Origin of the sequence: Pseudomonas sp. PI1 (genome assembly GCF_000812405.1) — a bacterium.
GTDB lineage: Bacteria > Pseudomonadota > Gammaproteobacteria > Pseudomonadales > Pseudomonadaceae > Pseudomonas > Pseudomonas citronellolis.
This window is the reverse complement of sequence record NZ_JWMC01000049.1, coordinates 1-26,782: the sequence shown is the minus strand read 5'-3', so window position 1 is coordinate 26,782 and position 26,782 is coordinate 1. Positions and strand designations below refer to the sequence as shown.

The 26,782-nt window shown below is 68.7% G+C and carries 20 protein-coding genes and 1 pseudogene; 8 read left to right on the top strand and 13 right to left on the bottom strand.

The genetic code is table 11. From position 1 onward, the window contains the following. Positions 1 to 272: 272 nt before the first annotated feature. On the bottom strand, positions 273 to 1,148 hold the full coding sequence (locus RN02_RS16920) for a helix-turn-helix domain-containing protein (protein WP_043315416.1): 876 nt from the start codon (positions 1,146 to 1,148) through the stop codon (positions 273 to 275). A 137-nt stretch (positions 1,149 to 1,285) separates the two neighbouring features. Here RN02_RS16920 and RN02_RS16915 point away from each other — a divergent pair, with 137 nt between their 5' ends. Next, positions 1,286 to 2,194 carry a DMT family transporter gene (locus tag RN02_RS16915; protein ID WP_043315414.1) on the top strand — a complete coding sequence of 303 codons (909 nt, stop codon included), beginning with the start codon at positions 1,286 to 1,288 and terminating at the stop codon, positions 2,192 to 2,194. A 99-nt stretch (positions 2,195 to 2,293) separates the two neighbouring features. Here the strand turns inward: RN02_RS16915 and RN02_RS16910 are convergent, their stop codons facing one another. Together RN02_RS16910 and RN02_RS16905 are read right to left on the bottom strand one after the other, a co-directional pair. Beyond that, positions 2,294 to 3,268, bottom strand: a complete 975-nt coding sequence (locus RN02_RS16910; protein WP_043266978.1) for a 2-hydroxyacid dehydrogenase — start codon at positions 3,266 to 3,268, stop codon at positions 2,294 to 2,296. A 132-nt stretch (positions 3,269 to 3,400) separates the two neighbouring features. Beyond that, entirely contained in the window at positions 3,401 to 4,339 is a 939-nt protein-coding gene (locus RN02_RS16905; protein ID WP_009619078.1) for a LysR family transcriptional regulator, read from the bottom strand. Between the two features lie 198 nt (positions 4,340 to 4,537). Between RN02_RS16905 and RN02_RS16900 the strand changes: the two genes are divergently transcribed. From RN02_RS16900 to RN02_RS16885, 4 genes are read left to right on the top strand one after another with little or no spacing between them, the layout of a single operon-like run. Continuing rightward, entirely contained in the window at positions 4,538 to 6,046 is a 1,509-nt protein-coding gene (locus RN02_RS16900) for an efflux transporter outer membrane subunit (protein ID WP_009619080.1), read from the top strand. A gap of 1 nt (position 6,047) precedes the next feature. Next, entirely contained in the window at positions 6,048 to 8,228 is a 2,181-nt protein-coding gene (locus tag RN02_RS16895) for an FUSC family protein (protein ID WP_043315413.1), read from the top strand. Between the two features lie 4 nt (positions 8,229 to 8,232). Beyond that, a complete protein-coding gene (locus RN02_RS16890) occupies positions 8,233 to 8,433 on the top strand; it encodes a DUF1656 domain-containing protein (protein ID WP_024128300.1) in 201 nt (66 codons plus the stop codon). A 14-nt stretch (positions 8,434 to 8,447) separates the two neighbouring features. Next, positions 8,448 to 9,329, top strand: coding sequence for an efflux RND transporter periplasmic adaptor subunit (locus tag RN02_RS16885; protein ID WP_009619086.1), 882 nt, complete (start codon positions 8,448 to 8,450; stop codon positions 9,327 to 9,329). 701 nt (positions 9,330 to 10,030) lie between these two features. Here RN02_RS16885 and RN02_RS16880 read toward each other — a convergent pair. The 5 genes from RN02_RS16880 to acnB form a co-directional block, all read right to left on the bottom strand. Beyond that, the gene (locus RN02_RS16880) at positions 10,031 to 10,771 is read right to left on the bottom strand and encodes a murein L,D-transpeptidase catalytic domain family protein (RefSeq protein WP_043315412.1); all 741 of its coding nucleotides are present in this window, start codon (positions 10,769 to 10,771) and stop codon (positions 10,031 to 10,033) included. 82 nt (positions 10,772 to 10,853) lie between these two features. Next, positions 10,854 to 11,891 (bottom strand): L,D-transpeptidase, encoded by a 1,038-nt coding sequence (locus RN02_RS16875; RefSeq protein WP_009619088.1) that lies wholly within the window; start codon positions 11,889 to 11,891, stop codon positions 10,854 to 10,856. An 83-nt stretch (positions 11,892 to 11,974) separates the two neighbouring features. Further along, a complete protein-coding gene (locus RN02_RS16870) occupies positions 11,975 to 12,670 on the bottom strand; it encodes a pseudouridine synthase (RefSeq protein ID WP_043266974.1) in 696 nt (231 codons plus the stop codon). Then, positions 12,670 to 12,885: a cysteine-rich CWC family protein gene (locus tag RN02_RS16865; RefSeq protein ID WP_009619090.1), complete on the bottom strand. Its 216-nt coding sequence runs from the start codon at positions 12,883 to 12,885 to the stop codon at positions 12,670 to 12,672. Before RN02_RS16865 ends, RN02_RS16870 begins: the two co-directional genes overlap by 1 nt. 370 nt (positions 12,886 to 13,255) lie before the next feature. Continuing rightward, on the bottom strand, positions 13,256 to 15,865 hold the full coding sequence (acnB, locus tag RN02_RS16860; protein ID WP_009619091.1) for a bifunctional aconitate hydratase 2/2-methylisocitrate dehydratase: 2,610 nt from the start codon (positions 15,863 to 15,865) through the stop codon (positions 13,256 to 13,258). Between the two features lie 392 nt (positions 15,866 to 16,257). Between acnB and RN02_RS16855 the strand changes: the two genes are divergently transcribed. Beyond that, complete coding sequence (locus tag RN02_RS16855) at positions 16,258 to 16,734, top strand: DUF1289 domain-containing protein (RefSeq protein ID WP_009619092.1); 477 nt, start codon at positions 16,258 to 16,260, stop codon at positions 16,732 to 16,734. A gap of 36 nt (positions 16,735 to 16,770) precedes the next feature. Here RN02_RS16855 and RN02_RS16850 read toward each other — a convergent pair whose 3' ends face one another. Continuing rightward, complete coding sequence (locus RN02_RS16850) at positions 16,771 to 18,117, bottom strand: class II 3-deoxy-7-phosphoheptulonate synthase (RefSeq protein ID WP_043266971.1); 1,347 nt, start codon at positions 18,115 to 18,117, stop codon at positions 16,771 to 16,773. 219 nt (positions 18,118 to 18,336) lie between these two features. Between RN02_RS16850 and RN02_RS16845 the strand changes: the two genes are divergently transcribed. Then, on the top strand, positions 18,337 to 19,083 hold the full coding sequence (locus tag RN02_RS16845) for a spermidine synthase (protein ID WP_043315411.1): 747 nt from the start codon (positions 18,337 to 18,339) through the stop codon (positions 19,081 to 19,083). Positions 19,084 to 19,098: 15 nt separating this feature from the next. Here the strand turns inward: RN02_RS16845 and RN02_RS16840 are convergent, their stop codons facing one another. From RN02_RS16840 to RN02_RS16830, 3 genes are all read right to left on the bottom strand, one after another. Further along, complete coding sequence (locus tag RN02_RS16840; RefSeq protein WP_043315410.1) at positions 19,099 to 20,757, bottom strand: ShlB/FhaC/HecB family hemolysin secretion/activation protein; 1,659 nt, start codon at positions 20,755 to 20,757, stop codon at positions 19,099 to 19,101. A 79-nt stretch (positions 20,758 to 20,836) separates the two neighbouring features. Further along, complete coding sequence (locus RN02_RS16835; protein ID WP_236695195.1) at positions 20,837 to 22,192, bottom strand: collagen-like triple helix repeat-containing protein; 1,356 nt, start codon at positions 22,190 to 22,192, stop codon at positions 20,837 to 20,839. A gap of 331 nt (positions 22,193 to 22,523) precedes the next feature. Then, entirely contained in the window at positions 22,524 to 23,315 is a 792-nt protein-coding gene (locus tag RN02_RS16830) for a crotonase/enoyl-CoA hydratase family protein (protein ID WP_009619097.1), read from the bottom strand. A gap of 303 nt (positions 23,316 to 23,618) precedes the next feature. Here RN02_RS16830 and RN02_RS16825 point away from each other — a divergent pair. Then, positions 23,619 to 25,342 (top strand): annotated as a pseudogene (locus tag RN02_RS16825) (DEAD/DEAH box helicase). A 489-nt stretch (positions 25,343 to 25,831) separates the two neighbouring features. On the opposite strand, the gene RN02_RS16820 reads toward RN02_RS16825, so the two are convergent. Then, positions 25,832 to 26,764 carry an IS110 family transposase gene (locus RN02_RS16820; protein ID WP_043315447.1) on the bottom strand — a complete coding sequence of 311 codons (933 nt, stop codon included), beginning with the start codon at positions 26,762 to 26,764 and terminating at the stop codon, positions 25,832 to 25,834. Positions 26,765 to 26,782: the final 18 nt, after the last annotated feature.

The following is a 26,782-nucleotide window of genomic DNA, read 5'->3' as shown; positions in this document are numbered from 1 at the left end:
GCCTGGGCTTGGCTCCGCTCCCTCTCCCTAACCCTCTCCCTGAAGGGAGAGGGGACCGTTGGGCAGGGTTTGATGTTATGGCGTTAGCCGGCAGCATCGAAAGCTACCGGCTGAAACCTAGCCTTCTCTCGGCACGGACAGCCCCCTCTCCCTTCAGGGAGAGGGCTGGGGAGAGGGGACGGAGTTCATCCAAACACCAATAACGCCAGGATAAGCCCCATTCGCGAGCAAGAACTAGGCGTCCCCCTCGCTCCTACGAAAAGCCCCGTCGCTCAGCTGTTGAACGCCGCGCGGTATTCCCCCGGCGTAGCCCCCAGCGCCGCGCGGAAGCGGTTGGCGAAGTGGCTGGCGCTGGAGAAGCCGCAGGCCAGGGCTATCTCGCTCAGCGCCAGGCTGCCCTGGCGCAGCAGTTCGCAGGCGCGGGCCAGGCGCCTGGCCAGCACGTACTGGTGCGGCGGCATGCCGAAGCTTTCGCGGAACATGCGCGCGAAGTGGTATTCCGAAAGCGCTGCCAGCGCCGCCAGCTCGCCCAGGCTGAGCGGTTCGGCGAGGTTCTGCTCGATGTAGTCGCACAGCCGCCGGCGCAGGGCAGGGGCCAGGCCGCCCTTCAGCCGCAGGCCGTCGCGGCGGCCGACCTGGGTCAGCAGGGCATGGTCGACGATGGCCTGGGCCAGGCTGCTGGTGTGCAGGCGTTCGCCCGGCTCGTTCCAGTCCAGCTGCACCAGCTGGCGGAAGCGCGCGGCCTGCTGCGGGTCGTCGAGGAAGGTGTGTTCGCGCAGCCGCAGCTCGCGCGGTTCGCGGTCGAGCAGCTGCACGCAGCCCAGGGCGAAGCGTTCCGGGCTGAAGTACAGGTGCGCCAGGCGGATGTCGCCGTTGACGATCCACGAGGCTTCCTCGCCGGCCGGCATGATGCACAGCTTGTCCGGCGCGCCCTTGGCGCCGGGGGCGCCGCGGCGGAAGGTGCCGGTGCCGCCGGCCAGGTAGCAGGACAGCGTGTGGTGGTCGGGGCTGAGGTAGTCGCGGGCGTCGTGGCGGTTGCTCCACATGGCCGCGGACAGGCCGTCGCCCAGTTCGGCGCAACGCTCCAGGCGGGCGTTGGGCGAACTGTTCATGGACTGGAAGACCTGCAGCTGTTCGATGGCGGACATGGGGCGACTCCTTCAGGCCTCCACTCTACCCGCGCCCGCGCGCGTTGCCAGCCCGGTTGTCGCAATAAGCGCAAGAATCTGCAAGCGGCGCCCGGGCGCGCGGGCGGACACTGGCTTCCCATGACCGGAGGCCAGCCATGAACCTGTCGCTCTACCTGCTCACGGTGCTCATCTGGGGCACCACCTGGATCGCCATCAAGCTGCAGGTCGGCGAGGTCGCCATCGCGCTGTCCATCGCCTACCGCTTTGCCCTGGCGGCGCTGGTGCTGTTCGCCATTCTCCTGCTCAGCCGCCGCCTGCAGCCGCTGGGCCGGCGTGGCCAGGCGCTGTGCCTGGCCCAGGGCCTGTGCCTGTTCTGCGTGAACTTCCTGTGCTTCTACACCGCCAGCCAGTGGATCCCCAGCGGGCTGATCGCCGTGGTGTTCTCCACCGCCACCCTGTGGAACGCGCTGAATGCGCGCATCTTCTTCGGCCAGCGCATCGCGCCGAACGTCGCCGGCGGCGGCGCCCTGGGGCTGCTCGGCCTGGCCCTGCTGTTCTGGCCGGAGCTGAGCGGCCACGCCGCCAGCCGCGAGACCCTCTACGGCCTGGGCCTGGCCCTGCTGGGCACGCTGTGCTTCTCCGCCGGCAACCTGCTCTCCAGCCTGCAGCAGAAGGCCGGGCTGCGCCCGTTGAGCACCAACGCCTGGGGCATGCTCTACGGCGCGCTGATCCTGCTGGCGATCTGCCTGGTGCAGGGCGTGCCCTTCACCTTCGACGGCAGCCCGCGCTACGTCGGTTCGCTGTTGTACCTGGCGATTCCCGGTTCGGTGATCGGCTTCACCGCCTACCTGACCCTGGTCGGGCGCATGGGGCCGGAGCGCGCGGCCTACTGCACCGTGCTGTTCCCGGTGGTGGCGCTGAACGTCTCGGCGTTCATGGAGGGCTACCAGTGGAGCGCGCCGGCCCTGACCGGGCTGGCGCTGGTGATGGCCGGCAACGTGCTGGTGTTCCGCAAGCCGAAGCCGGTTGCGGCGGGGCAGGCGGCTCTTCGTAGGATGGGTTGAGCGTGCGAAACCCATGCGGTCGCGGCGATGGGTATCGCTTCGCTCAAGACCATCCTACGAAGAGCATCCCGGTGTGGCCTGTAGGGACTTCGTCCGCGATCAGCCCTTCCACACCTGCGGGTTGACCAGGTTCTTCGGCCGCTCGCCGCGCAGCGCCGTCTCGAAGTTCTCCAGGGCGCATTCGGCCATGGCCAGGCGCGTTTCGTGGGTGGCCGAGCCGATGTGCGGCAGGGTCACGGCGTTGGGCAGGGCGAACAGCGGCGATTCGGCCAGGGGCTCCTTCTCGTACACGTCCAGGCCGGCGGCGAGGATGCGTTTTTCCTGCAGCGCTTCTACCAGCGCCGCTTCGTCGATCACCTGGCCGCGGGCGATGTTGACCAGGATCGCGCTGGGCTTCATCAGCTCCAGCTCGCGCTTGCCGATCAGCTTGCGGGTGGCGTCGGACAGTGGCACCACCACGCAGACGAAGTCGGCCTCGCCGAGCAGTTCGTCGAAGCCGCAGTAGCGCGCGCCCAGTTCCTGCTCCAGCTCCGGCTTGCGGTTGTTGCCGTGGTAGAGCACGTCCATGTTGAAGCCGAAGCGGCCGCGGCGGGCGATGGCCGCGCCGATGCGGCCCAGGCCGAGGATGCCGAGCTTCTTGCCGTGCACGTCGACGCCGAACAGCGGCGCGTCCACGGTGCGCTTCCACTGCCCGGCCTTGGTCCAGGCGTCCAGCTCGGCGGTGCGCCGGGCGGCGGCCATGATCAGGGCGAAGCCGAGGTCGGCGGTGGTTTCGGTGAGCACGTCCGGGGTGTTGGTCAGGGCGATGCCGCGCTGGTTCAGGTAGGCCAGGTCGTAGTTGTCGTAGCCCACCGAGACGCTGGAGATGACTTCCAGCTGCCCGGCCTGGGCCAGCTGCTTCTCGCCCAGCGGTCGGCCGACGCCGATCATGCCGTGGGCCTGGGGCAGGGCGGCGGCGAACTGGGCGTCGACGTCACCCAGTTTCGGGTCGAGCACGGTGACGTTGAATTGCGCGCGCAGGCGGTCGAGGTGTTCGGGCGCCAGGCGGCTGAAGACGAAGACGTTCTTTTTCATGGTGGGGAAGGCAACGACTGACAGACGGGAGCGCAACCCTAGCATCCCCGCCACCGCCCTTGGCAAGCCCGGCGGCCCCGGCGGCGAGGATGCGGGGCGGTTATCGCGCGGCCAAAGCCGCGCGGGCTCGGGCTAGGCCAGGTGCGGGCGGGCCATGCCGGCCTCGTCGGCCTGCAGCACGCCGGGCAGGTTCTCGCGCAGGTAGCCGACCCAGGTCTTGATCTTGGCGTCCAGGTACTGCCGCGACGGGTACAGGGCGTAGACGTTGAGCAGTTGCAGCTTGTGGTGCGGCAGCACGCGCACCAGCGAGCCGTCCTCCAGGCCTTCCAGCGCCGAGTAGACCGGCAGCGCGCCTATGCCCATGCCGCAGCGGATGGCCTCGGTCATGGCGTCGCCGACGTTGACCTGGAAGGTCGGCGGGCCGACGGTGATCATTTCCTGGCCGTTGGGGCCGTCGAACAGCCACTTGTCCAGGGCCAGCACCGGGCTGACCAGGCGCAGGCAGTCGTGGTTGACCAGGTCGCTGGGGGTGCGTGGCGCGCCGCGGGCCTCTATGTAGGAGGGCGAGGCGCAGAGGATGCTGTAGGTCTCGCCGATGCGCTGCGACACCAGGCCGGAGTCGGGCAGCTCGGTGGCGACCACGATGGCCACGTCGAAGCCTTCGTCGAGCAGGTCGGGCACGCGGTTGGCCATGGTCAGTTCGAAGCTGACTTCCGGGTGCTGCTGGCGGTAGCCGGCGATGGCGCGGATCACGTAGTGCTGGCCGATGCCGGTCATCGAGTGCACGCGCAGGCGCCCGGCGGGGCGGGCGTGGGCGTCGCCGGCCTCGGCTTCGGCTTCCTCGACGTAGGCGAGGATCTGCTCGCAGCGCAGCAGGTAGCGCTGGCCCGCCTCGGTCAGCGCGATGCGCCGGGTGGTGCGGTTGAGCAGGCGCGCGCGCAGGTGGGTTTCCAGGTTGGCCACGGCGCGCGAGACGTAGGCGGTGGTGGTGCCCAGCTGCTGGGCCGCGGCGGTGAAGCTGCCGGTCTCGGCCACGCAGACGAACGCGCGCATGGTTTGCAGAGTGTCCATTCGGAGCCCTCGGGAACGACAGGGTGGCTTATTGTCACATGAGACATCCGGCCACATTATTTCATTATCGGTAATAAAGATTCACAAATTGGCCGTCTTATCCGTTTCGCCGCGTCTCCCTAGAATTTACTCGCCCGAATGGTTTCTTCGGCATCCTCTACGCTGAAACAGCAAGCTCACCCTCCAGGATCCTCAATCGTGTCGCGTCACCTCGTGAAAGGACTGGCGTTCGTCGGCTCCTTTGTCGTTTTCTCAACAATTGCCGGTTGCATCAGTACCCATGGCATCGCCCCGCAGGAACAGCGCCTGGGCAATGACCAACTGGCCACCGATGCCGCCATCCAGTCCGCCAACCGCGATGCGAAGTGGCCGGCCGAGCAGTGGTGGCGCGCTTTTGGCGACCCGCAGTTGAACACCTGGGTGCAAACCGCCCTGGACAACAGCCCGAGCCTGGCCGAAGCCGAGGCGCGGGTGCGCATGGCGCTGTCCATGGCCGGGGTGGCCGAGTCCGCCGAGTCGCCGCAGGTCGGCGCGGATGCTTCGCTGACCCGTCACAAGTGGCCCACCGACTACTTCTACGGCCCGGGCGACCTGGCCGACACCACCAGCTGGAACAACAACGCTTCCCTGGGCTTCTCCTACAACCTAGACCTCTGGGGCCGCGAGCGCAGCAACACCGAGCGCTACATGAACGTGGCCTACATGACCGCCGCCGAGGCGCGCATGGCCCAGCTGGAGCTGGAGAGCAACCTCGTCCGCGCCTACATCCAGATGTCGCTGCAATACGCCGAGCTGGACATCGCCGAGGCCATGCTGGAACAGCAGCAGCAGATTCTCTCCCTGGCCCAGCGCCGCCTGGCCGGGGGCCTGGGCACCCAGTTCGAGGTCAGCGAGGCCGAGGTGCCGCTGCCGGAGACCAAGCGCAAGATCGACGCCATCGAGGAAGCCATCGCCCTGTCGCGCAACCAGATCGCCGCCCTGGCCGGCAAGGGCCCGGGCGCCGGCGCCGCGCTGGTACGGCCGAAGCTGGCCCTGGCGAAGCAGCCGGGGCTGCCCAGCGCGCTGCCGCTGGAACTGGTCGGCCGCCGTCCGGACGTGGTCGCCATGCGCTGGAAGGTCGCCGCCCAGGCCAAGGGCGTGGACGTGGCCCGCGCCGAGTTCTATCCCAACGTCGACCTGATCGCCAGCCTGGGCTACAGCGCCGTCGGTGGCGGCATGCTGGAGTTCATCACCGCGCGCAAGTTCACCTACAGCGCGGGCCCGGCGATTTCCCTGCCGATCTTCGACGGCGGCCGCCGCCGCGCCCAGCTGGGCCAGGAGTCGGCCGGCTACGACGCCGCCGTGGCGCAGTACAACCAGACCCTGGTGCGGGCGCTCAAGGGCGTTTCCGACCAACTGATCCGCACCCATTCGATGGAGAAGCAGCAGAGCCTCGCCGAGCAGGCGGTGGCCTCCGCGCAGAAGACCTACGACATCGCCACCAAGGCCTACCGCGGCGGCCTGACCGACTACCTCAACGTGCTCAACGCCCAGACCCGCCTGTTCCAGCAGCAGCTGACCCTGCAGCAGGTGCAGGCCGCGCGCCTGGAAACCCACGCCGGCCTGGTGGTGGCCCTGGGCGGCGGCCTGATGGCGGCCAAGGACGCGCCGGGCGAGCACAGGATGGTCCCCGAGACCGTCTCCGTGCGGCCGCTGAGCGAGCGCTGAGATGGCCAGCAGCCAAGCCCTGCCGAGCCGCTCGCCGCTGGAGGAGGTGCGCCGCGCCTTCTTCGAGTGGGCGCGCAGCGACGGCGTGACCTGGGTCTACGTCGCCAAGGTGCTGACCGCCGCCATGCTCACCCTGTGGCTGGCCATGCGCCTGGAGCTGCCGCAGCCGAGCACCGCGACCATCACCGTGTTCATCGTGATGCAGCCGCAGAGCGGCCAGGTGTTCGCCAAGAGCTTCTACCGCATCCTCGGCTCTCTGGTGGGGCTGACGGTGATGGTGGCGCTGATCGCCGTGTTCGCCCAGGAGCGGGTGCTGTTCCTGCTGGTGGTGGCGCTGTGGGTCGGCGCCTGCACCGCCGGCGCCGCGCGCTACCGCGACTTCCGTTCCTACGCCTGCGTGCTGGCCGGCTACACCGCGACGCTGATCGGCCTGCCCGCCACCCAGCACCCGGAAGCCGCCTTCATGTCGGCGGTATGGCGGGTGCTGGAGATCAGCCTGGGCATCCTCTGCTCGACCGTGGTCAGCGCCGTGGTGCTGCCGCAGACCTCCGCCGCGGCCATGCGCAACGCCCTCTACCAGCGCTTCGGCGCCTTCGCCTGGTTCGTCCTCGACAACCTCGGCGGCGGCCAGCGCCAGCGCTTCGAGGCGGCCAACGTCAACTTCGTGTCTCAGGCCGTGGGCCTGGAGACGCTGCGCACCGCGACCATGTTCGAAGACCCGCACATGCGCCTGCGCGGCGGCCGCCTGGCGCGGCTGAACAATGAGTTCATGGTGCTGACCACGCGCTACCACGCCCTGCACCAGTTGCTCGAACGCCTGCGCGGCCAGGACAGCCAGCGCGTGCTGCAGGCCCTGGAGCCGTGCCTGGAACTGCTGCGGGAAATGCTCCAGCCGTGGAAGGGCAAGCCGCTCACCGACAGCGACGCGGCGGTGCTCGCCGAGCAGATCGCGGCGCAGCGCCAGGACATGATGCAGCGCATCCGCGAGGCCCGCGCCGGGCTGCGCGAGAAGGTCGAGGACGTTTCCGAGCGGCTGGACTTCAACACCGCCGGCGAGCTGCTCTACCGGCTGGTCGCCGACCTGCACGACTACACCCTGACGCATGCCTCGCTGGCCGAGCACCGCCACGAGCGGGAGAACTGGAAGTTCGGTTTCTCGCCCAAGGCCAACCTGGTCGGCGCGCTGGTGGCTGGCGGCCGCACCGCGGTGATGGTGCTGCTGTTCGGGGTGTTCTGGATCGAGACCGCCTGGCCCAGCGGCAGCACCTTCGTGCTCAACGCCGCCGCCGTCGCGGCGCTGGTCTCGGCCGCGCCGGACCCCTCGAAGATGGCCGCGCAGATGGCCGTGGGCACCTTCTTCGCCGCCATCCTGGGTTTCGCCGAGACCTACTTCGTGTTCCCCCACCTGGACGGCTTCCCGCTGTTGTGCGTGGCCATCGCCCCGGTGTTCGTGATCGGCGCCTACCTCTCGGTGAAACCGGCCTATGCCGGCTACGGCATGGGCCTGCTGATCTTCTTCTGCTTCGGCGCCATCCCGGCCAACATGACCGTCTACGACGCCGGCCGCACCCTCAACGAGTACATCGCCCTGGTGCTTTCGCAGGGCGCCGCGGCGGTGCTGGTCGGCGTGCTCCTGCCGCCCACCGCGGCCTGGCTCTGGCGGCGCCTGGAGAAGGACCTGCGGATGCGCGTGGTGCAAGCCATCAGCGGCAGGCTCGCCGGCCTGGGCGCGACCTTCGAGAGCGCCACCCGCGACCTGATGAACCAGGCCTACGGCCTCGCCGCGCGCCGCCCGGACGTGCAGCGCAGCCTGCTGCGCTGGATGTTCCTGGTGCTGGAAGTGGGCCACTCGATCATCGAGCTGCGCGAAGAGCAGGAGCGGCTGCCCGACGAGCCCTGCTACGCCGAGGCCATGCCCTGGCGCCAGGCCATCCGCAGCATGGGCCGCGCGCTGATCCGCCTGTTCGTGCAGCCGGGCGAGGCCAACCGCGAGCGCGCCCTGGCCGCCGTGGAACATGCCATCCTCACCACCAAGGCCACCGAGGAGCCGTGCGCGCCGGACTTCGAGAGTTCGCCCCTGCGCCGGGTGGTCAGCTACCTGCACTTCATCCGCACCACGCTGCTCGACCCGCAGTCGCCGCTGCGTGATGCCAGCCAAGGAACCGCCAGCCATGCTGCTTGACGACCTGCCGCGGGAAATCGCCTTCCACGGCGTCTACATGCCGACCCTCACCGTGCTCTTCGTGGTCGCGGCGGTGATCTGCTGGGGCATCGACCGCGTCTTCGCCTCCATCGGCCTGTACCGCTTCACCTGGCACCCGGCGCTGTTCCGCGTGTGCCTGTTCGCCTGCCTGTTCGGCGGCCTGTCCCTGACCGTCTACCGATAACGAGCCAGTTACCCATGACCTTGAAATCCGTCTTCAGCCTGCTGGCGACCCTGATCATCCTGGTGGTCGCCGTGTTCATCGGCCGCACCCTCTGGGTGAACTACATGGACACCCCCTGGACCCGCGACGGCCGCGTGCGTGCCGACATCATCAACGTCGCCCCGGACGTGTCCGGCGTGGTGGTCGAGGTGCCGGTGCGCGACAACCAGCAGGTGAAGAAGGGCGACCTGCTGATGCAGATCGACCCCGACCACTACCGCATCGCCGTGAAGCAGGCCGAGGCCCAGGTCGCCTCGCGCCTGGCCACGCTGAAGATGCGCCAGCTCAACGCCAGGCGCCGCGCCGCGATGGACAACGAAGTGGTGTCCCGCGAGAGCCTGGACGATGCCAGCAACACCGCCGCCGCCGCCGAGGCCGACTACCAGCAGGCCCTGGCCGCGCTGGACGCCGCCAAGCTGAACCTGGAGCGCACCCAGGTGCGCGCCTCGGTGGACGGTTACGTGACCAACCTCAACGTGCACCGCGGCGACTACGCCCGCGCCGGCGAGGCGAAGATGGCGGTGGTCGACGAGAATTCCTACTGGGTCTACGGCTACTTCGAGGAAACCAAGCTGCCGCACATCGCCGTGGGCGACCCGGCCGAGCTGCAGCTGATGAGCGGCCAGCGCCTGAAGGGCCACGTGGAAAGCATCGCCCGCGCCATCTACGACCGCGACAACCCGGAAAGCCGCGAGCTGGTCGCCGACGTCAACCCGACCTTCAACTGGGTGCGCCTGGCCCAGCGCGTGCCGGTGCGCATCCACATCGACGAAGTGCCGGAAGGCGTGCTGCTGGCGGCGGGCATCACCACCACGGTGATCGTCAACCCGGGCAGCCAGGACGCGACGGCGCAGTGAGCGCAATGCGCGTCAGGTAAAAAACGGGGGCTTCGGCCCCCGTTCGTTTTTCCCGGCGCAGGGTGCGAAATGGTGCAGGTGGACAGCGTATAGGAGCGGATCTCATCCGCGAACCGCGCCGGGATGTCCGGCTATCGCGGACAAGGTCCGCTCCTACGGGGAGGAATGCCGTGCTTCCCGGCAACCTGTAGGAGCAACTGTCTTGCGCCGAGGTGCTCTTCGTAGGATGGGTTGAGCTTGCGATACCCATGCTGCCGTGGTGATGGGTATCGCTTCGCTCAACGCCATCCTACGAAAAGCCGTGCTTCCTGGCACCGTAGGAGCGGGCCCTGCCCGCGAAATCGCGCGCAGGGCGCGCTCCTACATGGAATGGCGTGGGTGGGGCGGCGTAGGAGCGGATCTTATCCGCGAACCGCGCCGGGATGTCCGGCTATCGCGGACAAGGTCCGCTCCTATGAGGGAGGAATACCGTGCTTCCCGGCAACCTGTAGGAGCGGGCCCTGCCCGCGAAATCGCGCGCAGGGCGCGCTCCTACAATGGGAATGGCGTGGGTGGGGCAGCGTAGGAGCGGATCTCATCCGCGAGCCGCGCCGGAACCTCCGGCCATCGCGGAGAAGCCCGTAGGATGGGTTGAGCGAAGCGATACCCATCACCATGACCGCATGGGTATCGCAAGCTCAACCCATCCTACGAAAAGCGCCTCAGCGCTTGGCCAGGGTGGCGCTGCGCCCCAGGTTCTGTGCCTTGGCCACGCTGCAACTGGCGCCGGCGAGGAATTGCGAGTTGCTCAGCCATTCCTGCTGCGGGTAATAGGCGAACACGTAGCTGCCTTTCTGCAGGGTGTCGATCAGCTTCTGCGCCACCTGCGGGCGCACCGCCGGGCAGCCCTGGCTGCGGCCCAGGCGGCCGAGGCCGGGGACCACCTTGGGATCGGCGTAGGCCGCCGCGTGCATGACGATGGCGCGCTCTTCGCTGTTGTCGTTGAAGCCCGGCTCCAGGCCCAGCAGGCGCAGCGAGCGGCCGTGCTTGCCGCGGTAGGTCTGGCCGGTCTGGTACAGGCCGATGGACGACTGGTAGCTGTTCGGGCGGTTGGAGAACGAGGTGGCGAGGTCGTCACCGCTGTTCTTGCCGTGGGCCACCCACTCCTCGAACAGCAGCTTGCGCCGCTGCAGGTCGAACACCCACAGGCGCTTGTCGCGCGAGGCTTTGGAGTAGTCGATGACGGTCAGCAGTTCGTCGCGCCCGCCCAGTTGCGCGGCGTTGGCGCACTGGTAGGCGCTGAGCGCCAGGCGCAGGGCCTGCAGGTTGGTGGCCGGGGCCAGGCGGTGGAGTTCCTCGGCGCTGGGCAGCGCCGCTTGGGCGAGGCTGCTGCCGAGCGCGTAGAGCGCGCCCACGGCGAGCAGCGGCCGGAGTTTCCCCCAGACGGTGGATATGGACGGCATGGCGCCGTTCCCCCCTTTGTCACTTCCTAAGGTCTGTTTTCGATTGCGCATGCAAGTGCGCGAAATTAGGGGGGATTCTCGCTCATTTTTTGACCGGTGCCGGTACCGCTTGTCGGTCGTTGGTGGTGATCACCGTGAAGTCCGGGTTGCTGCGCGTCTCGCGGCTGGACGGCAGGTCGGTGATGACCAGGGTGCTGCCGACGTCCATGGCCAGCAGCAGCGAGTGCAGGAAGTGCGCGTCCATGCTGAACTGGCCGAGCTGTTCGGCGGGGGTCAGGCCGGCCTGCGGGTTGCTCACTTGTACCGCGCTCCAGCGCAGGTTGGGGCTGGCGCTGGCCAGCTGTTCCGGGGTGGGCCGCTCCAGCAGCGAGAAGGCCGCCACGCCGGTGCGCGCGCCGGGGTTGTCGAGGGCCACCGGGGCGCTGCCGATCTGGGTGCCGCCGCGGTACACGTAGGCGCGGCGGTCGGCGCGGCTGATCAGCACCGAGATCGGCCCGAGGCTTTCGCCCGGGTCGCTCCAGTAGGGCTCCACCGCCGGGCTGGCCGGGCCGCTGGCCTTGCCTTCGCTCACCTGCGGGGCGAGCAGGCCGGGGTGGTAGACCTCCACCGGCGAGCTCCTGGCGTCGGAGATGATCACCGTGGTGTTGCTGAAGCCGGTGACCTCGTAGAGCTTCTTGGCGAAGGCCATGGGCAGGCGAATGCAGCCGTGGGAGGCGGGGTAGCCGGGTAGGTTGCCGGCGTGCAGGGCGATACCGTCCCAGGTCAGGCGCTGCATGTAGGGCATGGGCGCGCTGTCGTACAGGTCGGAGTGGTATTCCACCTTCTTCTGCAGGATGGTGAACACGCCGGTGGGGGTTTCCTTGCCGCGCTTGCCGGTGCTGACCGTGGCCACGCCGATGGCGATGCCGTTGCGGTACACGTAGGCGCGCTGCTCGGTGAGGCTGACCACCACCGTGACCGGGCCCTGCGGGGAAATCTCCGGGTACCAGAGGAACTGCCCGGGCTTGAGCTTCTTCAGCGCCGCCTGCAGGTCGTTGAGCGGCGAGGCGTGGCTGGAGTTGGCCTCGACGGGGAGGGCGACCAGGCTGAACAGCAGCAGGGCGAAAGACAGGATCTTCATCGTATTCCTTCGATGCGCGGGCGTCCTCGCAGCTTAGTCGGGGCCGAGCCGCCCCTGCAATTCGCGATGCCGGACGGCAGGCCTCAGCCCAGCGCGGCCAGCTCGGCGGCGCTCAGGGCGCGGTACTGGCCCGGCGCCAGCTGCGGGTCCAGGGCCAGGCCGCCCATGCGTTCGCGGTGCAGGCGGGTGACCTTGTTCTGGAAGTGCCCGAACATGCGCTTGACCTGGTGGTAGCGGCCTTCATGGAGAGTCAGGCGCGCCGCCCGCGGGGCGAGGATCTCCAGCTGCGCGGGGAGGGTGGTGAGGTCCTCGTAGCGGAAGTACAGGCCGCGGGCGAAGACTTCGGCGTAGTGCGCCTCGATCGGCTGCTCGGTCTCCACGTAGTAGACCTTGGGCAGTTTGCGCCCGGGCAGGGTCATGCGCCGCGACCACTGGCCGTCGTTGGTGATCAGCAGCAGGCCGGTGGTGTTGAAGTCCAGCCGCCCGCCGATGTGCAGTTCGTGCTTGTCCGGCTCGTCGAGCAGGTCGAGCACGGTGCGGTGCTCCGGGTCGCGGGTGGCGCTGACGCAGCCGGCGGGCTTGTGCAGCATGAAGTAGCGCGCCGGGCGGCCGGCCTGCAGCACCTCGCCATCCAGCTCCACGCGGCTGAACTCGCGCACCTCGTGGCGGCCGTCGCGGACCACTGCGCCGTCCACCGTCAGGCGTCCGGCGGCCAGCAGCAGGCGCGCGTCCTGGCGGCTGAAGCGGGGCAGGTTGGTGAGGAAGCGGTCCAGGCGCATCAGGCGGGTTCGTCGTCGGGCGGCAGGCTCTGCGCGCAGCGCGGGCACAGGCAGGCGCGGTCGAGCAGCTGCGGCGGGACGCGGGCCAGGGCGGCGGGGTCGATGCGCGTCTGGAAGCACCAGCAGAGCGTCCCGTCGGCGTCCGGGTCGGCCTGGCTGCAGCTGTTGCGCTGGCCGCAGAGGGGGCAACGGGTGGGATCGGGGGTGTCGGTCATGGTGCGGGTCGGTGCTTTGCCGGGGGCACAGGGTGCAGCGGGCGGCGCCGGGGTGCAAGGGGAATCGGATGCCTGGGGGCTGTTCATGCCACCGGGGTGTCCGGCGTGGCCGGCAAGCACGAGACCCGTAGGATGGTGTTGAGCGAAGCGATACCCATCAGCGCCACCGCATGGGTATTGCAGGCTCAACCCATCCTACGAAGAGCCCCCTGGCGCGGCTTGCAAGACAGTTGCCCCTACGCCCGCGATTCGGCAGATAACGCCATAGGCGCCTGGAGCCCAAATAAAAAATGCCGTTTCTCCCAGGGGAAGAAACGGCATTCCTTTCAAAGCCCCGCCGTACCGGCCAGGGCTTTCCTCACCGAAAGGCTTAGGCTTGAACGACCGGAATCTTGGCGTTCGCAGCAGCTTCCTTGAACTCGGCGATCTGGTCGAAGCTCAGGTAGCGGTAGATATCGGCAGACATGCTGTCGATGTCCTTCGCGTAGGCCATGTACTCCTCGACGGTCGGCAGCTTGCCGATGATCGAAGCCACGGCGGCCAGCTCCGCCGACGCCAGGAACACGTCGGTGGAATCGCCCAGGCGGTTCGGGAAGTTACGGGTGGAGGTGGAGACCACGGTGGAACCGGTCTGTACGCGCGCCTGGTTGCCCATGCACAGCGAGCAGCCCGGCATTTCCATGCGCGCGCCAGCCTTGCCGTAGATGCCGTAGTAGCCTTCCTCGGTCAGCTGGTGGGCATCCATCTTGGTCGGCGGGGCCAGCCACAGACGGGTCGGAATGCCGCCCTTGACCTTGTCCAGCAGCTTGCCGGCAGCGCGGAAGTGGCCGATGTTGGTCATGCACGAACCGATGAACACCTCGTCGATCTTGCGGCCTTGCACGCTGGACAGCAGGCGGGCGTCGTCCGGGTCGTTCGGGGCGCAGAGCACCGGCTCCTTGACGTCGGCCAGGTCGATCTCGATGACCGCGGCGTATTCGGCGTCCTTGTCGGCTTCCAGCAGTTGCGGGTTGGCCAGCCAGGCTTCCATCGCTTGCGCGCGGCGCTCCAGGGTGCGGGCGTCGCCGTAGCCTTCGCCGATCATCCAGCGCAGCAGGGTGATGTTCGACTTCAGGTATTCGGCGATGGCCTGTTCCGGCAGCTTGATGGTGCAACCGGCGGCGGAGCGTTCGGCCGAGGCGTCGGACAGCTCGAAGGCTTGCTCGACGGTCAGGTCGTTCAGGCCTTCGATCTCGAGGATGCGGCCGGAGAAGATGTTCTTCTTGCCTTTCTTCTCGACGGTCAGCAGGCCCTGCTGGATGGCGTAGTAGGGGATGGCGTGGACCAGGTCACGCAGGGTGATGCCCGGTTGCAGCTTGCCCTTGAAGCGCACCAGGACCGATTCGGGCATGTCCAGCGGCATTACGCCGGTGGCGGCGGCGAAGGCCACCAGGCCGGAACCTGCCGGGAAGCTGATGCCGATCGGGAAGCGGGTGTGCGAGTCGCCGCCGGTGCCGACGGTGTCGGGCAGCAGCATGCGGTTCAGCCAGCTGTGGATGATGCCGTCGCCCGGACGCAGGGACACGCCGCCGCGGGTCATGATGAAGTCCGGCAGGGTGTGGTGGGTCTTGACGTCGATCGGCTTCGGATAGGCCGCGGTGTGGCAGAAGGACTGCATCACCAGGTCGGCGGAGAAGCCCAGGCAGGCCAGGTCCTTCAGCTCGTCGCGGGTCATCGGGCCGGTGGTGTCCTGGGAACCGACGGTGGTCATCTTCGGTTCGCAGTAGGTGCCCGGACGCACGCCTTTGCCTTCCGGCAGGCCGCAGGCGCGACCGACCATCTTCTGCGCCAGGGTGTAGCCCTTGCCGCTGTCGGCGGGGGCTTCGGGCTTCTTGAACAGCTCGGACGGGGCCAGGCCCAGTTCGGCGCGGGCCTTCTCGGTCAGGCCACGGCCGACGATCAGCGGGATACGGCCGCCGGCGCGGACTTCGTCGAGCAGAACCGGGGTCTTCAGCTCGAAGGTGGTGACCAGTTCGCCGCTGTCATGACGCACGACCTTGCCTTCGTAGGGGTACACGTCGATGACGTCGCCCATGGCCAGGTTGGTGCAGTCGAACTCGATCGGCAGGGCGCCGGCGTCTTCCATGGTGTTGTAGAAGATCGGGGCGATCTTGGTGCCGAAGCAGAAGCCGCCTGCGCGCTTGTTCGGCACGTAGGGGATATCGTCGCCGAAGAACCACAGCACCGAGTTGGTGGCGGACTTGCGGGACGAACCGGTGCCGACCACGTCGCCGACGTAGGCGACCGGGAAGCCCTTGGCCTTGACCGCTTCGATCTGCTTCAGCGGGCCGACGGCGCCGGGTTGTACCGGCTCGATGCCGTCGCGGGCCATCTTCAGCATGGCCAGGGCGTGCAGCGGGATGTCCGGGCGCGACCAGGCGTCGGGGGCCGGGGACAGGTCGTCGGTGTTGGTTTCGCCGGGCACCTTGAACACGGTCAGGGTGATCTTCTCGGCGACCGCCGGGCGGGCCTGGAACCACTCGCCGTCGGCCCAGGACTGCAGCACGGCCTTGGCGGCGGCGTTGCCTTTCTTGGCGCGCTCGGAAACGTCGTGGAAGGCGTCGAACATCAGCAGGGTGTGCTTCAGTTGCGCGGCGGCGACTTCGGCCAGCTCGGCGCTGTCCAGCAGTTCGACCAGGGTGGCGATGTTGTAGCCGCCCTGCATGGTGCCCAGCAGCTCGACGGCGCGGGCCTTGCTGATCAGCGGGGAGGTGGCTTCGCCCTTGGCGACGGCGGAGAGGAAGCCGGCCTTGACGTAGGCGGCCTCGTCCACGCCCGGCGGGACGCGGTTGGTGATCAGGTCGAGGAGGAATTCTTCTTCGCCGGCCGGCGGGTTCTTCAGGAGTTCGACCAGACCGGCGGTCTGTTCGGCGTTCAGCGGCTGGGGCACGACACCCTGGGCGGCACGCTCTTCTACGTGTTTGCGGTAGGCTTCAAGCACAGTATTTCCCTCATCAGTGGTCCCGTGGGACGCGTATCCAGGAGACCTCGCCGATCCATTCGTCAGGCATGGTGGACGGTAATCCACGGACCTACGACGGCACCGGCAGCCTCCAGACAGAAGCTGTTTTCAAAGTTTTACGCCGGAGGGCCTGGGACGAGGGGGACTGGGCGCTTGAGGGGGGCGCCCAGACCGCGCGGCTGCCGGAATCTGTGCTTCGTGACGCTTTGAAAACAGCTTCGAACGGGCATTGCGCCTTGTGAAAGGCGGGCCGATTCTACTGGAATTCATTGCCGAAAGTAAGCGGCAATGCTGGGTGGGCAAGGGTGATATTGCCTAGACAAAGGGCTAAGATGCCGCACTGCCTTATGCCTCAAGAAGCTGTTCCGCCCATGTCCTCCCAGCGCATCAAGACCCCCTGTGTCGGCCTCTGTTCCACCGTCTACGGCGACCTCGTGTGCCGTGGCTGCAAGCGCTTCCACCACGAGGTGGTGAACTGGAACCTGTACGGCGAGGAGGAGAAGCGCGCGGTGTGGAAGCGCCTGGAGGTGCTGCTGGTGCAGGTGATGGTGGCCAAGCTGGAGGTGTTCGACGCGCCGCGGCTGCGCGCCCAGCTGGAACAGCGGCAGATCCGCTTCGTCCCCGAGCAGTCGCCGTACTGCTGGGCCTACCAGCTGATCGCCCGCGGCTCGCGGCTGATCCAGAACCTCGATGCCTACGGCGTGGCCCTGCTGCCGGAGTTCCGCGAGCGGCCGCTGCCGGAGCTGCGCGATGCCATCGACCGCGAGTTCTTCCTGCTTTCCGAGGCCCATTACGACCGCTACATCGCCCCGCGCTTCCTCCGCGAGGGCATGGACCTGCGCGTCTGAACCGGCGCCCGCCGCGCGCGGGCGCCGTTCGTCGGCTCAGCGCCGCGCCTGCTTCAGCGTCTCGGCGATGAGGAAGGCCAGCTCCAGCGACTGGTCGGCGTTCAGCCGCGGGTCGCAGTGGGTGTGGTAGCGGTCGCTGAGCCCGGCTTCGGTGATCGGCCGCGCGCCGCCGATGCATTCGGTGACGTTCTGCCCGGTCATCTCGATGTGGATGCCGCCGGCGTGGCTGCCCTCGGCCTTGTGCACCTCGAAGAACTGCCGCACCTCGGCGAGGATGCGCGCGAAGTCGCGGGTCTTGTAGCCGCTGGAGGCCTTTATGGTGTTGCCGTGCATCGGGTCGCAGCTCCACAGCACCTGGCGGCCTTCGCGCTGCACGGTGCGGATCAGCCGCGGCAGGCCGTCGCCGACCTTGTCGGCGCCCATGCGCACGATCAGGTTGAGGCGGCCGGGGTCGTTGTCCGGGTTGAGGATGTCGATCAGCCGCAGCAATTCCTCGTCGCCCATGCTCGGCCCGACCTTGACGCCGATGGGGTTGCCCACCCCGCGCAGCATCTCGACGTGGGCGCCGTCCAGCTGGCGGGTGCGGTCGCCGATCCAGAGCATGTGCGCCGAGCAGTCGTACCAGCCGCCGGTCAGGCTGTCGCGGCGGATGAAGGCTTCCTCGTAGTTCAGCAGCAGCGCCTCGTGGGCGGTGAAGAAGCTCACCTCGCGCAGTTGCGGCGCCGTGTCCAGGCCGCAGGCGCGCATGAAGGCGAGGGTTTCGTCGATGCGCCCGGCGAGCTGGCTGTATTTTTCCGCCAGGGCCGAGTTGGCGATGAAGTCGAGGTTCCACTGGTGCACTTCGTGGAGGTCGGCGAAGCCGCCCTGGGCGAAGGCGCGCAGCAGGTTGAGGGTGGCGGTGGACTGGTGGTAGGCCTGCAGCAGGCGCTGCGGGTCCGGCACGCGGTTGGCCTCGTCGAAGCCGATGCCGTTGACGATGTCGCCGCGGTAGGCCGGCAGGGTCAGGTCGCCCACGGTTTCCTCGCCGCAGGAGCGCGGCTTGGCGAACTGCCCGGCCATGCGCCCGACCTTCACCACCGGGCAGCCGGCGGCGAAGGTCATCACCACCGCCATCTGCAGCAGCACCTTGAAGGTGTCGCGGATCTTCGCCGCGGAGAACTCGGCGAAGCTCTCGGCGCAGTCGCCGCCCTGCAGCAGGAAGGCGCGCCCGGCGGTGACCTCGGCGAACTGCCGGCGCAACTCGCGGGCCTCGCCGGCGAACACCAGCGGCGGGTAGCTAGCGAGCGTCTGCTCGACCTGCTGCAGGCGCGCGGCGTCGGGGTAGACGGGTTGCTGCTGGATGGGGCGGCTTCTCCAGCTGTCGGGGCTCCAGGTCTGGCTCATCGGGGGCTCGCGGGGCAATGGCGGGTAGTCGCCCATGGTAACACCGGGCGCGGCCACCTTCAGCGCGGCGGGGCTGGTATCCTTCGCCTTCCATGAGCCCGCGGCCGTCGCCGTCCTTGCCCTGCGGAGAGCCCGCGTGTACCAGAGCCTGCCTTCCAATACCCTTCCGCATCGCCGGCCGCGCGCTGGCGCCCGTTGCCGTGGCCGGGGGCGCCGGGCATGAGCGAGGACCTGCTGATAGCCGAGGAGCGCGACGCCTACGGGGTGATCCGCGTGGTGGAGCAGGGCGGCTACCGCTACCTGGAGTTCGGCGAGGAGGTGGAGCAGAGCTGCGTGCGCATCGGCGACCCGGCCTGGCTGGAGTACGACTATTCCCGCGCCATGCTGCTGGGCGCGCTGTGCCACCCCGCGCCGCGCCGCGCGCTGTTCCTCGGCTTCGGCGCCGGCAGCCTGACCCAGGCCTGCCTGAAGCACCTGACGCTGGACGAGGCGGAGGCCGTCGAGCTGCGCCCGGCGATCCCGCGCCTGGCCCGCGAGCACCTGGGCCTGGTGGACGAGCCGCGCCTGCGGTTGCGCATCGGCGATGCTGTGGAGGAGCTGGGCAACTGCGCGCCGGCCGACCTGATCTTCCTCGACCTTTACACCGACACCGGGCCGGCGCCGGCGCACCTGGGCTGGGACTTCCTCGGCGCCTGCCGCGACAAGCTGCGCCCCGGCGGCTGGCTGATCATCAACCAGTGGAGCACCGACGACGGCCGCCCGCTGGGCGCGGCCCTGCTGCGCGGGCGCTTCCACCGCCACTACCTGGAATGCCCGGTGCCGGAGGGCAACGTGATCGTCTTCGTGCCCGCCGACGTCGAGCAGAGCCTGGAGCCGCGCGGGCTGAAAAAGCGCGCCAAGGCCCTGCAGGGCGACCTGGGCTACGACCTGGGCGTCTACATCGACGCGCTGCGCCCCGCGCAGTAGCGGCGGGGCGCCCGCTCAGGGGAGCTGGTAGCTGAGCGTCAGGTTCAGCCGCGGGCTGCGCTCGTCGTTGTCGATGGCGCGGTCGGCGAACGGCTTGGCCACTTCCACCCCCAGCACGTACTGCTTGCGGTTGGAGAAGCGCACCCCGACGGCGCCGGAACCGAGCTTGGCGCCGGGCTGGCCGTTGGCGTTGTAGTGGGTGCGCGCGCCGTCCACCACCAGGTAGGGCTGCAGCTGGTTCATCCACCTGTTCTGCCAGAGGAACGAGTAGTTCACCTCGTAGGAGGCGCCCCAGCCCTTGTCGCCGGTGGCCTGGTCGTCCGGGTAGCCGCGGCCGAAGTTGGCGCCGCCGTAGGTGATCTGCTCGGAGTCCGGCAGGCTGTCGTGGGCCCACTGGAAGCTGACGTTGGCCACGCCCTGCATGCGTTCGCCGAACTGGTTCTGCTGGGCGCCGAAGCCGAGCACGCGGGTGAAGTCCTTCTTCGCCGGCGCGGTGCTCTGCGCGTCGAAGGCGTTCAGGCCCTTGTAGACGGCCAGGCTGCCGGCGCGCGCCTGCTTCTCGGCGAACTGCTGGACCAGGGTGTCGACGCCCACCACGCGCAACTTGCTGCGCAGCTTCACGCTGTAGGGCGTGGCCGGCGCCAGCAGGTCGTAGCGGCTGCTGTCGTCGACCGTGTAGGCGCGCAGGTTGACGTCCCAGGTCAGGTCGCGGCGCAGCAGCACGGGGATGCCCAGGCCGGCGCTTACCCTTTCGTTCTCGCGCTTGCGCGCGTACTGCAGCGGGCCGATCACCACGCGGTCTTCCAGGCTGGCGTTGTAGTGGCTGTAGCCGGCCATCAGTTGCAGGCCGTTGTCGCCCAGCAACTGGCTGTAGTTCCAGGCGCGGTAGTGCTCCTTGTCGTCGCCGGGCGGGTAGAGGTAGCTGAACTGCAGCTGTTCGCCATGGCCCAGCAGCGAGGCCAGGGTGGCGTTGAACAGCCCGCGCGGGTTGCCGTGGCGCGAGTCGAAGTCGGCGCCGGTGGTGACCATCTCGTGCCTGCCGAGCATCTCCAGCACGGCGCCGCCATCGGTGGTGGTCGGCGGGTTGAGGACCATGTCCATCTTCAGGCCGGGGATGCGGCTCATGAGCACGCTGAAGCGCTCGAAGCTGGCGCGGGTCAGCGGCCGCTCGGCCTTCAGGCGCTCGATCCAGCGCGCCACGCGGGCCTGGTGCACGCCCAGGTCGCCGGCGCTGCGCACTTCGCGCAGGTGGCCTTCGATCAGCATGATGCGCCCGACGCCGCCGCGGAAATCCTGGTTGGGCACGTAGGCGAAGGAAATGAGGTAGCCGTCGTCCTGGTAGCGCCGGGTGATGGCCTTGGCCGCCGCCACCAGTTCGCCGATCTTGATCTCGCGGCGGGTCAGCGGCTCCAACAGGGGCTTCCAGGTGGCGATGGGGTAGTGGCCGCCGCCGGCGACTTCGATGCGCCGCAGGCGGATGCGCCGTTCGAGCAACTGCTGCGGCTGCGCGGCCGCCGGGGTGCTGACCCGCGGCGCGTGGGGGCGCACGTCGCCGCCGGGCAGGTTGGGCCTGGGCAGGCTCTGTTCGATGTCGGAACCGGGCAGTTGGATGGGGCGGTCGGCCCAGGCGAGGGGGCTGGCTAACAACAGCGTTACTACGGTCAGCTTGCGCATGGCTTCTCCCTGAAGCCGTTAAATGAAAGGGCGAAGGGCCGTTGCCGACCCTTCGCCGTTCGCTTTGGCGGGCTTGCCGTCAGTTTCCGGACTTGCCGCCCAGGCTGCCGGTCACGCCGCCCAGCAGGCCGCCCACGGTGCCCAGGGTGCCGCCGAGCAGGCCGCCGTTGCTGGCCAGGCCGTTGCTGCCGACGCTGCCGGTGACGCCACCCAGGGTGCCGGTAACGCCGGAGAGCAGGCCGCCGACCGGGCTGCTGCCGCCGGTGACGCCGCCCAGGGTGCCGGTGACGCCGGAGAGCAGGCCGCTGACCGGGCTGCTGCCGCCGGTGACGCCGCCCAGGGTGCCGGTAACGCCGGAGAGCAGGCCGCCGACCGGGCTGCTGCTGCCGGTGGCGCCGCCCAGGGTGCCGGTAACGCCGGAGAGCAGGCCGCCGACCGGATTGCTGCTGCCGGTGGCGCCGCCCAGGGCGCCGGTGACGCCCGAGAGCAGCCCGCCGATCGGGTTGCCGGGGCTGCTGCCGGCCGGTGCGTTGACCAGGCCGCCCGTCGCGCTCACGGCCTCGCCGACGTTGGTCACGACGCTGCCCACCGGCGCGAGGACCGGCGTGGCGCTGCCGAGCTGGGTGCCGACCTGGCCCACCAGGCCGCCGACCGTGGTCACCAGGTTGTTCACCGGCGCGCCCAGGCCGGTGGTGGCGCCGACCTGCTGGGTCACGCCCTCGACCTGGCCGACCAGGCCGGCGGTGGTGGCGCTGAGTTGCTTGGTCAGCGGGCTGAGCGGGCCGCTGGTGACGGCGCCGCTGAGGGAATCGCCGAGCATGCTGATCTGTCCGCCGACGCCATCGACCACGCCGCCCAGGGTGGCGGTCACCGGCTTCAGCGGGGTGTTGGCGCCCACTGCGGCGACGGTGCCGCCCAGGTCGCTGACCGCGTTGCCGACGCTGCTCACCGTGCCGGTGGCGCCGGCGACCGTGGTGCCCAGGGCATTGGGATTGCTGCCGAGCTGGCCGATGCCGTTGGTGATACCGCTGCCCAGGCTGTTCACGCCCTGGCCGACGTCCTGGATGACGTTGCCGGCGCCTTCGCTCACGCCACTGCCGACCACCGGCAGGTCAATGCCCTTGACCACGCCGCCGACGCCGTTGACGGTGTTGCCCAGGGCGCTGACCGCTTCGCCGGTATTGCTGAGGATGGTGCTGGTGGTGCTGGGAGTGGTACCGCCGGTTCCGCCGCCATTGTTGCCGCCGTCGCCGCCACCGTTGTTGCCGCCGGTCCCGCCGTCGCCACCGCTGCCGTTGCCGCCAGTACCGCCGGAACCGCTGCCATCGCCACCGCTACCCGAGCCGCCGTCGCCGGCGCCCTGGCCGGAATCGCTCCCGGAACTGGCGACACTGCTGTGATGGCCGCCCTTGCTGCTGCACCCTTGCAGCGACATGGCAACGACCAGAAGAGACAATGCGAATACACGAATGGGACCAGACATCTTGTTGGGCTCCTCCCTGACGGGCTCTGGTGTTTCAGGGGAAGCCTCGATCCGCCAGCGGGAAGAGCGCCTCTCCTGATTTCCGGCACAGTCTTCGTGCTTTGTCGGGAGGGCGAAATTGCCTCTTGTAGATAGTCGTTTGGTCGTTTTCGCCCTGGCGATTCACCGGTGCTTTCAAGGCGATTGGCGGCCTTCGCGGGGCGATTTAATACTTTCGATATAGCGCTTTGCCGGGGTGCGGCGAAGGCGCGCGGGCGTCGTCGCGAAGGGCGGGGCGCCGGGGCTAGTTGCCGGAGAAGTTGCCTTCGCGTCTTTCCAGCAGCGACTGCAGGCCTTCGCGGGCATCCTCGCTGGCCAGCAGGGCCTTGAGTTGCTGCGGCAATTCGCGGATGGCCTGCGCCGTTCCCTGTTCCTGGGCGCGCCGCGCCGAGGCCAGGGTGGCGCGCACGGCCAGCGGGGCGCGGCGGGCAATGCGCGCGGCCAGCTTCAGGGCTTCGGGCAGCAGCTCTTCGGGCGGGTGGATTTCCTGCACCAGGCCCAGGCGCCAGGCTTCGTGGGCATCGAACTCGTCGCCGCTGAGCAGCCAGCGCATGGCGTTGCCCCAGCCGGCCACCTGCGGCAGGCGCAGGGTGGCGCCGCCCAGGGGCAGCAGGCCGCGGCGTACCTCCATCTGGGCGAAGCGGGCGGTGCTGGCGCACAGGCAGATGTCCGCCGCCAGCATCAGCTCGATGCCGATGGTGTAGCAGTAGCCCTGCACGGCGACCACCAGCGGCTTGCTCAGCCGCGGCCCGCCGAGGGTGCCCCAGGGGTCGACCGCGCCGGCCGGCAGTTGCCAGCCGTCGTGCAGGCGCTGGCTGACGTCGGCCAGGTCGAGGCCGGCGCTGAAGTGCTCGCCGTGGGCGACGATCAGCGCGCAGCGCAGGTCGTCGTCGCGTTCGTAGTCGCCCAGGGCCAGCATCAGTTCGTCGAGCATGCGCTGGTCGAAGGCGTTGCGCTTCTGCGGCCGGTTCAGGCCCAGCAGCAGGAGGTGGCCGCGGCGCGTGACGGTGACGCGGGGTTCGCTGGTAGGGTTCACGGCGCGTGCTCCTGGCAGGTGGCCCTGCTCGGTATAGACGGCGGGTGGCCGATTGTGCAAGTCTTGACCGTTCGGCCAGCGACAGCGGAAAAGCCGCACATCGACGGCATTTTTCCGGTATGATACGCGCCGGCCTGTCACGGCCCTGTTCGGGACCGCATCTTTCGGAGCCTGCACGCTCTGGCTGTGCATCCGCATCCGCGGACTTCCTTGACGTATTCTTCCAACAGTTCAGTTCGCAAATCCCCGCTTCCAGCTGCCTGGGTGACTTCAGTGTCGTACAGGGCATGCGCAGCTCGGCCATTGGGTCTTTGCGGATGTATTTAGAGGCAAAACCCATGACCCAGGAAACCGGCGGCTTCGCCGCGCTCGGCATTCATTCCAATATCCTCGCTGCCATCGCCGCGGTCGGCTACGAAGAGCCATCGCCCATCCAGGCCCAGTCGATCCCGGTGATCCTCGAAGGCCACGACATGATCGGCCAGGCCCAGACCGGCACCGGCAAGACCGCCGCCTTCGCCCTGCCGCTGCTGTCGAAGATCGAACCGACCCGCCGCGAGCCCCAGATGCTGATCCTGGTGCCGACCCGCGAACTGGCCCTGCAGGTGGCCACCGCCTGCGAAACCTACTCCAAGCAGATGCCCGGCGTCGGCGTGGTCGCCGTCTACGGCGGCGCGCCCATGGGCCCGCAACTCAAGGCCCTGCGTCAGGGCGCCCAGGTGCTGGTGGCCACCCCCGGCCGCCTGTGCGACCACCTGCGCCGCGACGAGAACCTGCTGGGCACCGTCGAGCGCCTGGTCCTCGACGAGGCCGACGAGATGCTCAAGCTCGGCTTCATGGACGACCTGGAAGTGATCTTCGAGGCCATGCCGGCCAGCCGCCAGACCGTGCTGTTCTCCGCGACCCTGCCGGCCTCGATCCGCAGTATCGCCGAACGCCACCTGAAAGAACCCAAGCACGTCCGCATCGCCGCCAAGACCCAGACCGTGGCGCGCATCGAGCAGGTCCACCTGATGGTCCATGCCGACCAGAAGGCCGCCTCCATCCTGCGCCTGCTGGAAGTCGAGCAGTTCGACGCGCTGATCGGCTTCGTGCGCACCAAGCAGGCCACCCTGGACATCGCCGAGCTGCTCGAGCGCCAGGGCTACCGCGCCGCCGCGCTGAACGGCGATATCCCGCAGGCCCAGCGCGAGCGCGTCATCGAGTCGCTCAAGGACGGCTCGCTGGACATCGTCATCGCCACCGACGTGGCCGCCCGCGGCCTGGACGTGGCGCGCATCACCCACGTGCTGAACATCGACATGCCGTACGACCCCGAGTCCTACGTGCACCGCATCGGCCGTACCGGCCGCGCCGGCCGCGAAGGCCGCGCGCTGCTGCTGGTGACCCCGCGCGAGCGCCGCATGTTGCAGGTGATCGAGCGCGTCACCGGGCAGAAGGTCGGCGAAGTGCGCCTGCCCGACGCCGACACCGTGCTGGAAGCACGCCTGGCGCGCCTGGCCGCCGGCCTGCAGCCGCTGCTGGAAACCGCCGTCGCCACCCGTGGCGCCGTGCGCGATGAGCTGTGCCGCCGCCTGGGCACCGATGCAGAAACCCTGTCCGCGGTGCTGCTGGCCAAGCTCACCGAAGGCAAGGCCCTGGACCTGGAATCGGTGCGCCGCGAACAACCGCTGACCCCGGCCGCCCCGCGCGAGCGCAGCGACCGCTACGAGCGTGGCGAGCGCGGTGAGCGCAGTGACCGTGGCGAACGCTCCGGCGAGCGCCGCCCGATGGTCGCCCCGGCCGAAGGCAAGGCCCGCTGCCGCACCGCCCTGGGCGCGCGCGACGGCGTGGCGGCGAAGAACCTGCTGGGCGCCATCCTCAACGAGGGCGGCCTGTCCCGCGAGGCCATCGGCCGCATCCAGATCCGCGAGACCTTCAGCCTGATCGAGCTGCCCGAAGACGGCCTGGAGCGCCTGCTCGGCAAGCTCAAGGACACCCGCGTCGCCGGCAAGGCCCTGCGCCTGCGCCGCTACCGCGAGGATTGATCCGCGCGCCACGCGCTGCGATCGAATGGAAACGCCGCATCCGGGTGACCGGGTGCGGCGTTTTTGTTTGGAGCAATTGCCTTGCCGGCCGCGCGAGGTGCTTTTCGTAGGATGGGTTGAGCTTGCGAAACCCATGCTGCCATTGGTGATGGGTATCGCTTCGCTCAACCCATCCTACGAAGGCTGTAGGAGGCATGGCGTTCCCGCCCGTGCCATTCCCCTGTAGGAGCGCGCCCTGCGCGCGAATCGCGGGCAGGGCCCGCTCCTACAGTTTGCTGGGAGGCATGGCGTTCCCGCCCGTAGGACCTTGTCCGCGATGGCCGGCGGCTGCGGCGCGATTCGCGGATGAGATCCGCCTACGCCGCTTCACCCGCGCCATTCCCCTGTAGGAGCGCGCCCTGCGCGCGAAATCGCGGGCAGGGCCCGCTCCTACAGTTTGCTGGGAGGCATGGCGTTCTCGCCCGTAGGAGATTCTATGTCAATAACGGCTTATCCCCGGAGTTGGTAGGTCGTCTGTGTCTGCATCAGGGCAAAGGCGATTCTGGCGAGTTTACGGGCCAGGACGGTCAAGGCCTCGGTTGTCTTCAGCCCGCGTGCCAAATAGCCCTGATAGAGCTCTCTCCAGCGTTTGGTGCGAGTTGCAGCCATGGCGGCGTTGTGCAGTAGCCGGCGGATTTCCGGATCGCCTTGCTTGGTCAGCTTCCGCCGGCCGCTGTAACGGCCAGACTCCTTGAGTCGCACATCCAGCCCCAGAAACGCGATGAAGGCATCGCTGTTGCGGAAATGCCCTCGCTGAAACGCCAGGATCAGCGCTGCGGCCGTCAGTGGCCCGATACCCTCGATGGCCTGGCAACGCTTGCTCTGCTCCTTCAGCCCGGCCTCCTCCAGCGCGATCTGGATCTGCGTCTCCAGGCGTTGCTCCAGGACAGCCATGCGCTTGAGGACCGGCTTCAATGCCTTTGCCAGCATAGGGTCCTGGGAGAAGCTCTGACGCAGCGACGTGACATTACGGACGAGCACGGCTCGACGGTGCAGCAACGCCTGCAAGCGGCAGTACACCTTGCTCGGCGGCTGCCAGGGCTCCAACTGCGCCTGTTCATGGGACAGGTAGCGGGCCAGGAGTTGGGCGTCGCTACGGTCGTCCTTGTTTCGCCCACCGATCCCCTTGCGATAGTTGCTCAGGCGGAAGCCGTTGATGATGTAGATCCGGTGCTTCCGGGCATGCGCCAGGCTGGCAACCATCACGTGGTAGATGCCCGTTGCCTCGATTGCGATGGCGCAGTTGGATGGCAGCGTCTTGAGCCAGGCTTTGATCGCACTGGCCTCGTTGGGCAGTTCGAAGACCTCACCGGTGCGGGCATCGCACAGGCTCAGTGTTTCCTTGGCAACATCGATTCCAATAACCGTGACCTGGCTTGTCATGGTGTTCTCCGACGGTGA

Coding starts and splice junctions, on each gene's coding strand:
- RN02_RS16920 (WP_043315416.1), bottom strand. CDS start 1,148: ATGTCCGCCATCGAACAGCTGCAGGTCTTCCAGTCCATGAACAGTTCG.
- RN02_RS16915 (WP_043315414.1), top strand. CDS start 1,286: ATGAACCTGTCGCTCTACCTGCTCACGGTGCTCATCTGGGGCACCACC.
- RN02_RS16910 (WP_043266978.1), bottom strand. CDS start 3,268: ATGAAAAAGAACGTCTTCGTCTTCAGCCGCCTGGCGCCCGAACACCTC.
- RN02_RS16905 (WP_009619078.1), bottom strand. CDS start 4,339: ATGGACACTCTGCAAACCATGCGCGCGTTCGTCTGCGTGGCCGAGACC.
- RN02_RS16895 (WP_043315413.1), top strand. CDS start 6,048: ATGGCCAGCAGCCAAGCCCTGCCGAGCCGCTCGCCGCTGGAGGAGGTG.
- RN02_RS16885 (WP_009619086.1), top strand. CDS start 8,448: ATGACCTTGAAATCCGTCTTCAGCCTGCTGGCGACCCTGATCATCCTG.
- RN02_RS16880 (WP_043315412.1), bottom strand. CDS start 10,771: ATGCCGTCCATATCCACCGTCTGGGGGAAACTCCGGCCGCTGCTCGCC.
- RN02_RS16875 (WP_009619088.1), bottom strand. CDS start 11,891: ATGAAGATCCTGTCTTTCGCCCTGCTGCTGTTCAGCCTGGTCGCCCTC.
- RN02_RS16870 (WP_043266974.1), bottom strand. CDS start 12,670: ATGCGCCTGGACCGCTTCCTCACCAACCTGCCCCGCTTCAGCCGCCAG.
- RN02_RS16865 (WP_009619090.1), bottom strand. CDS start 12,885: ATGACCGACACCCCCGATCCCACCCGTTGCCCCCTCTGCGGCCAGCGC.
- RN02_RS16855 (WP_009619092.1), top strand. CDS start 16,258: ATGTCCTCCCAGCGCATCAAGACCCCCTGTGTCGGCCTCTGTTCCACC.
- RN02_RS16850 (WP_043266971.1), bottom strand. CDS start 18,117: ATGAGCCAGACCTGGAGCCCCGACAGCTGGAGAAGCCGCCCCATCCAG.
- RN02_RS16845 (WP_043315411.1), top strand. CDS start 18,337: ATGAGCGAGGACCTGCTGATAGCCGAGGAGCGCGACGCCTACGGGGTG.
- RN02_RS16840 (WP_043315410.1), bottom strand. CDS start 20,757: ATGCGCAAGCTGACCGTAGTAACGCTGTTGTTAGCCAGCCCCCTCGCC.
- RN02_RS16835 (WP_236695195.1), bottom strand. CDS start 22,192: ATGTCGCTGCAAGGGTGCAGCAGCAAGGGCGGCCATCACAGCAGTGTC.
- RN02_RS16820 (WP_043315447.1), bottom strand. CDS start 26,764: ATGACAAGCCAGGTCACGGTTATTGGAATCGATGTTGCCAAGGAAACA.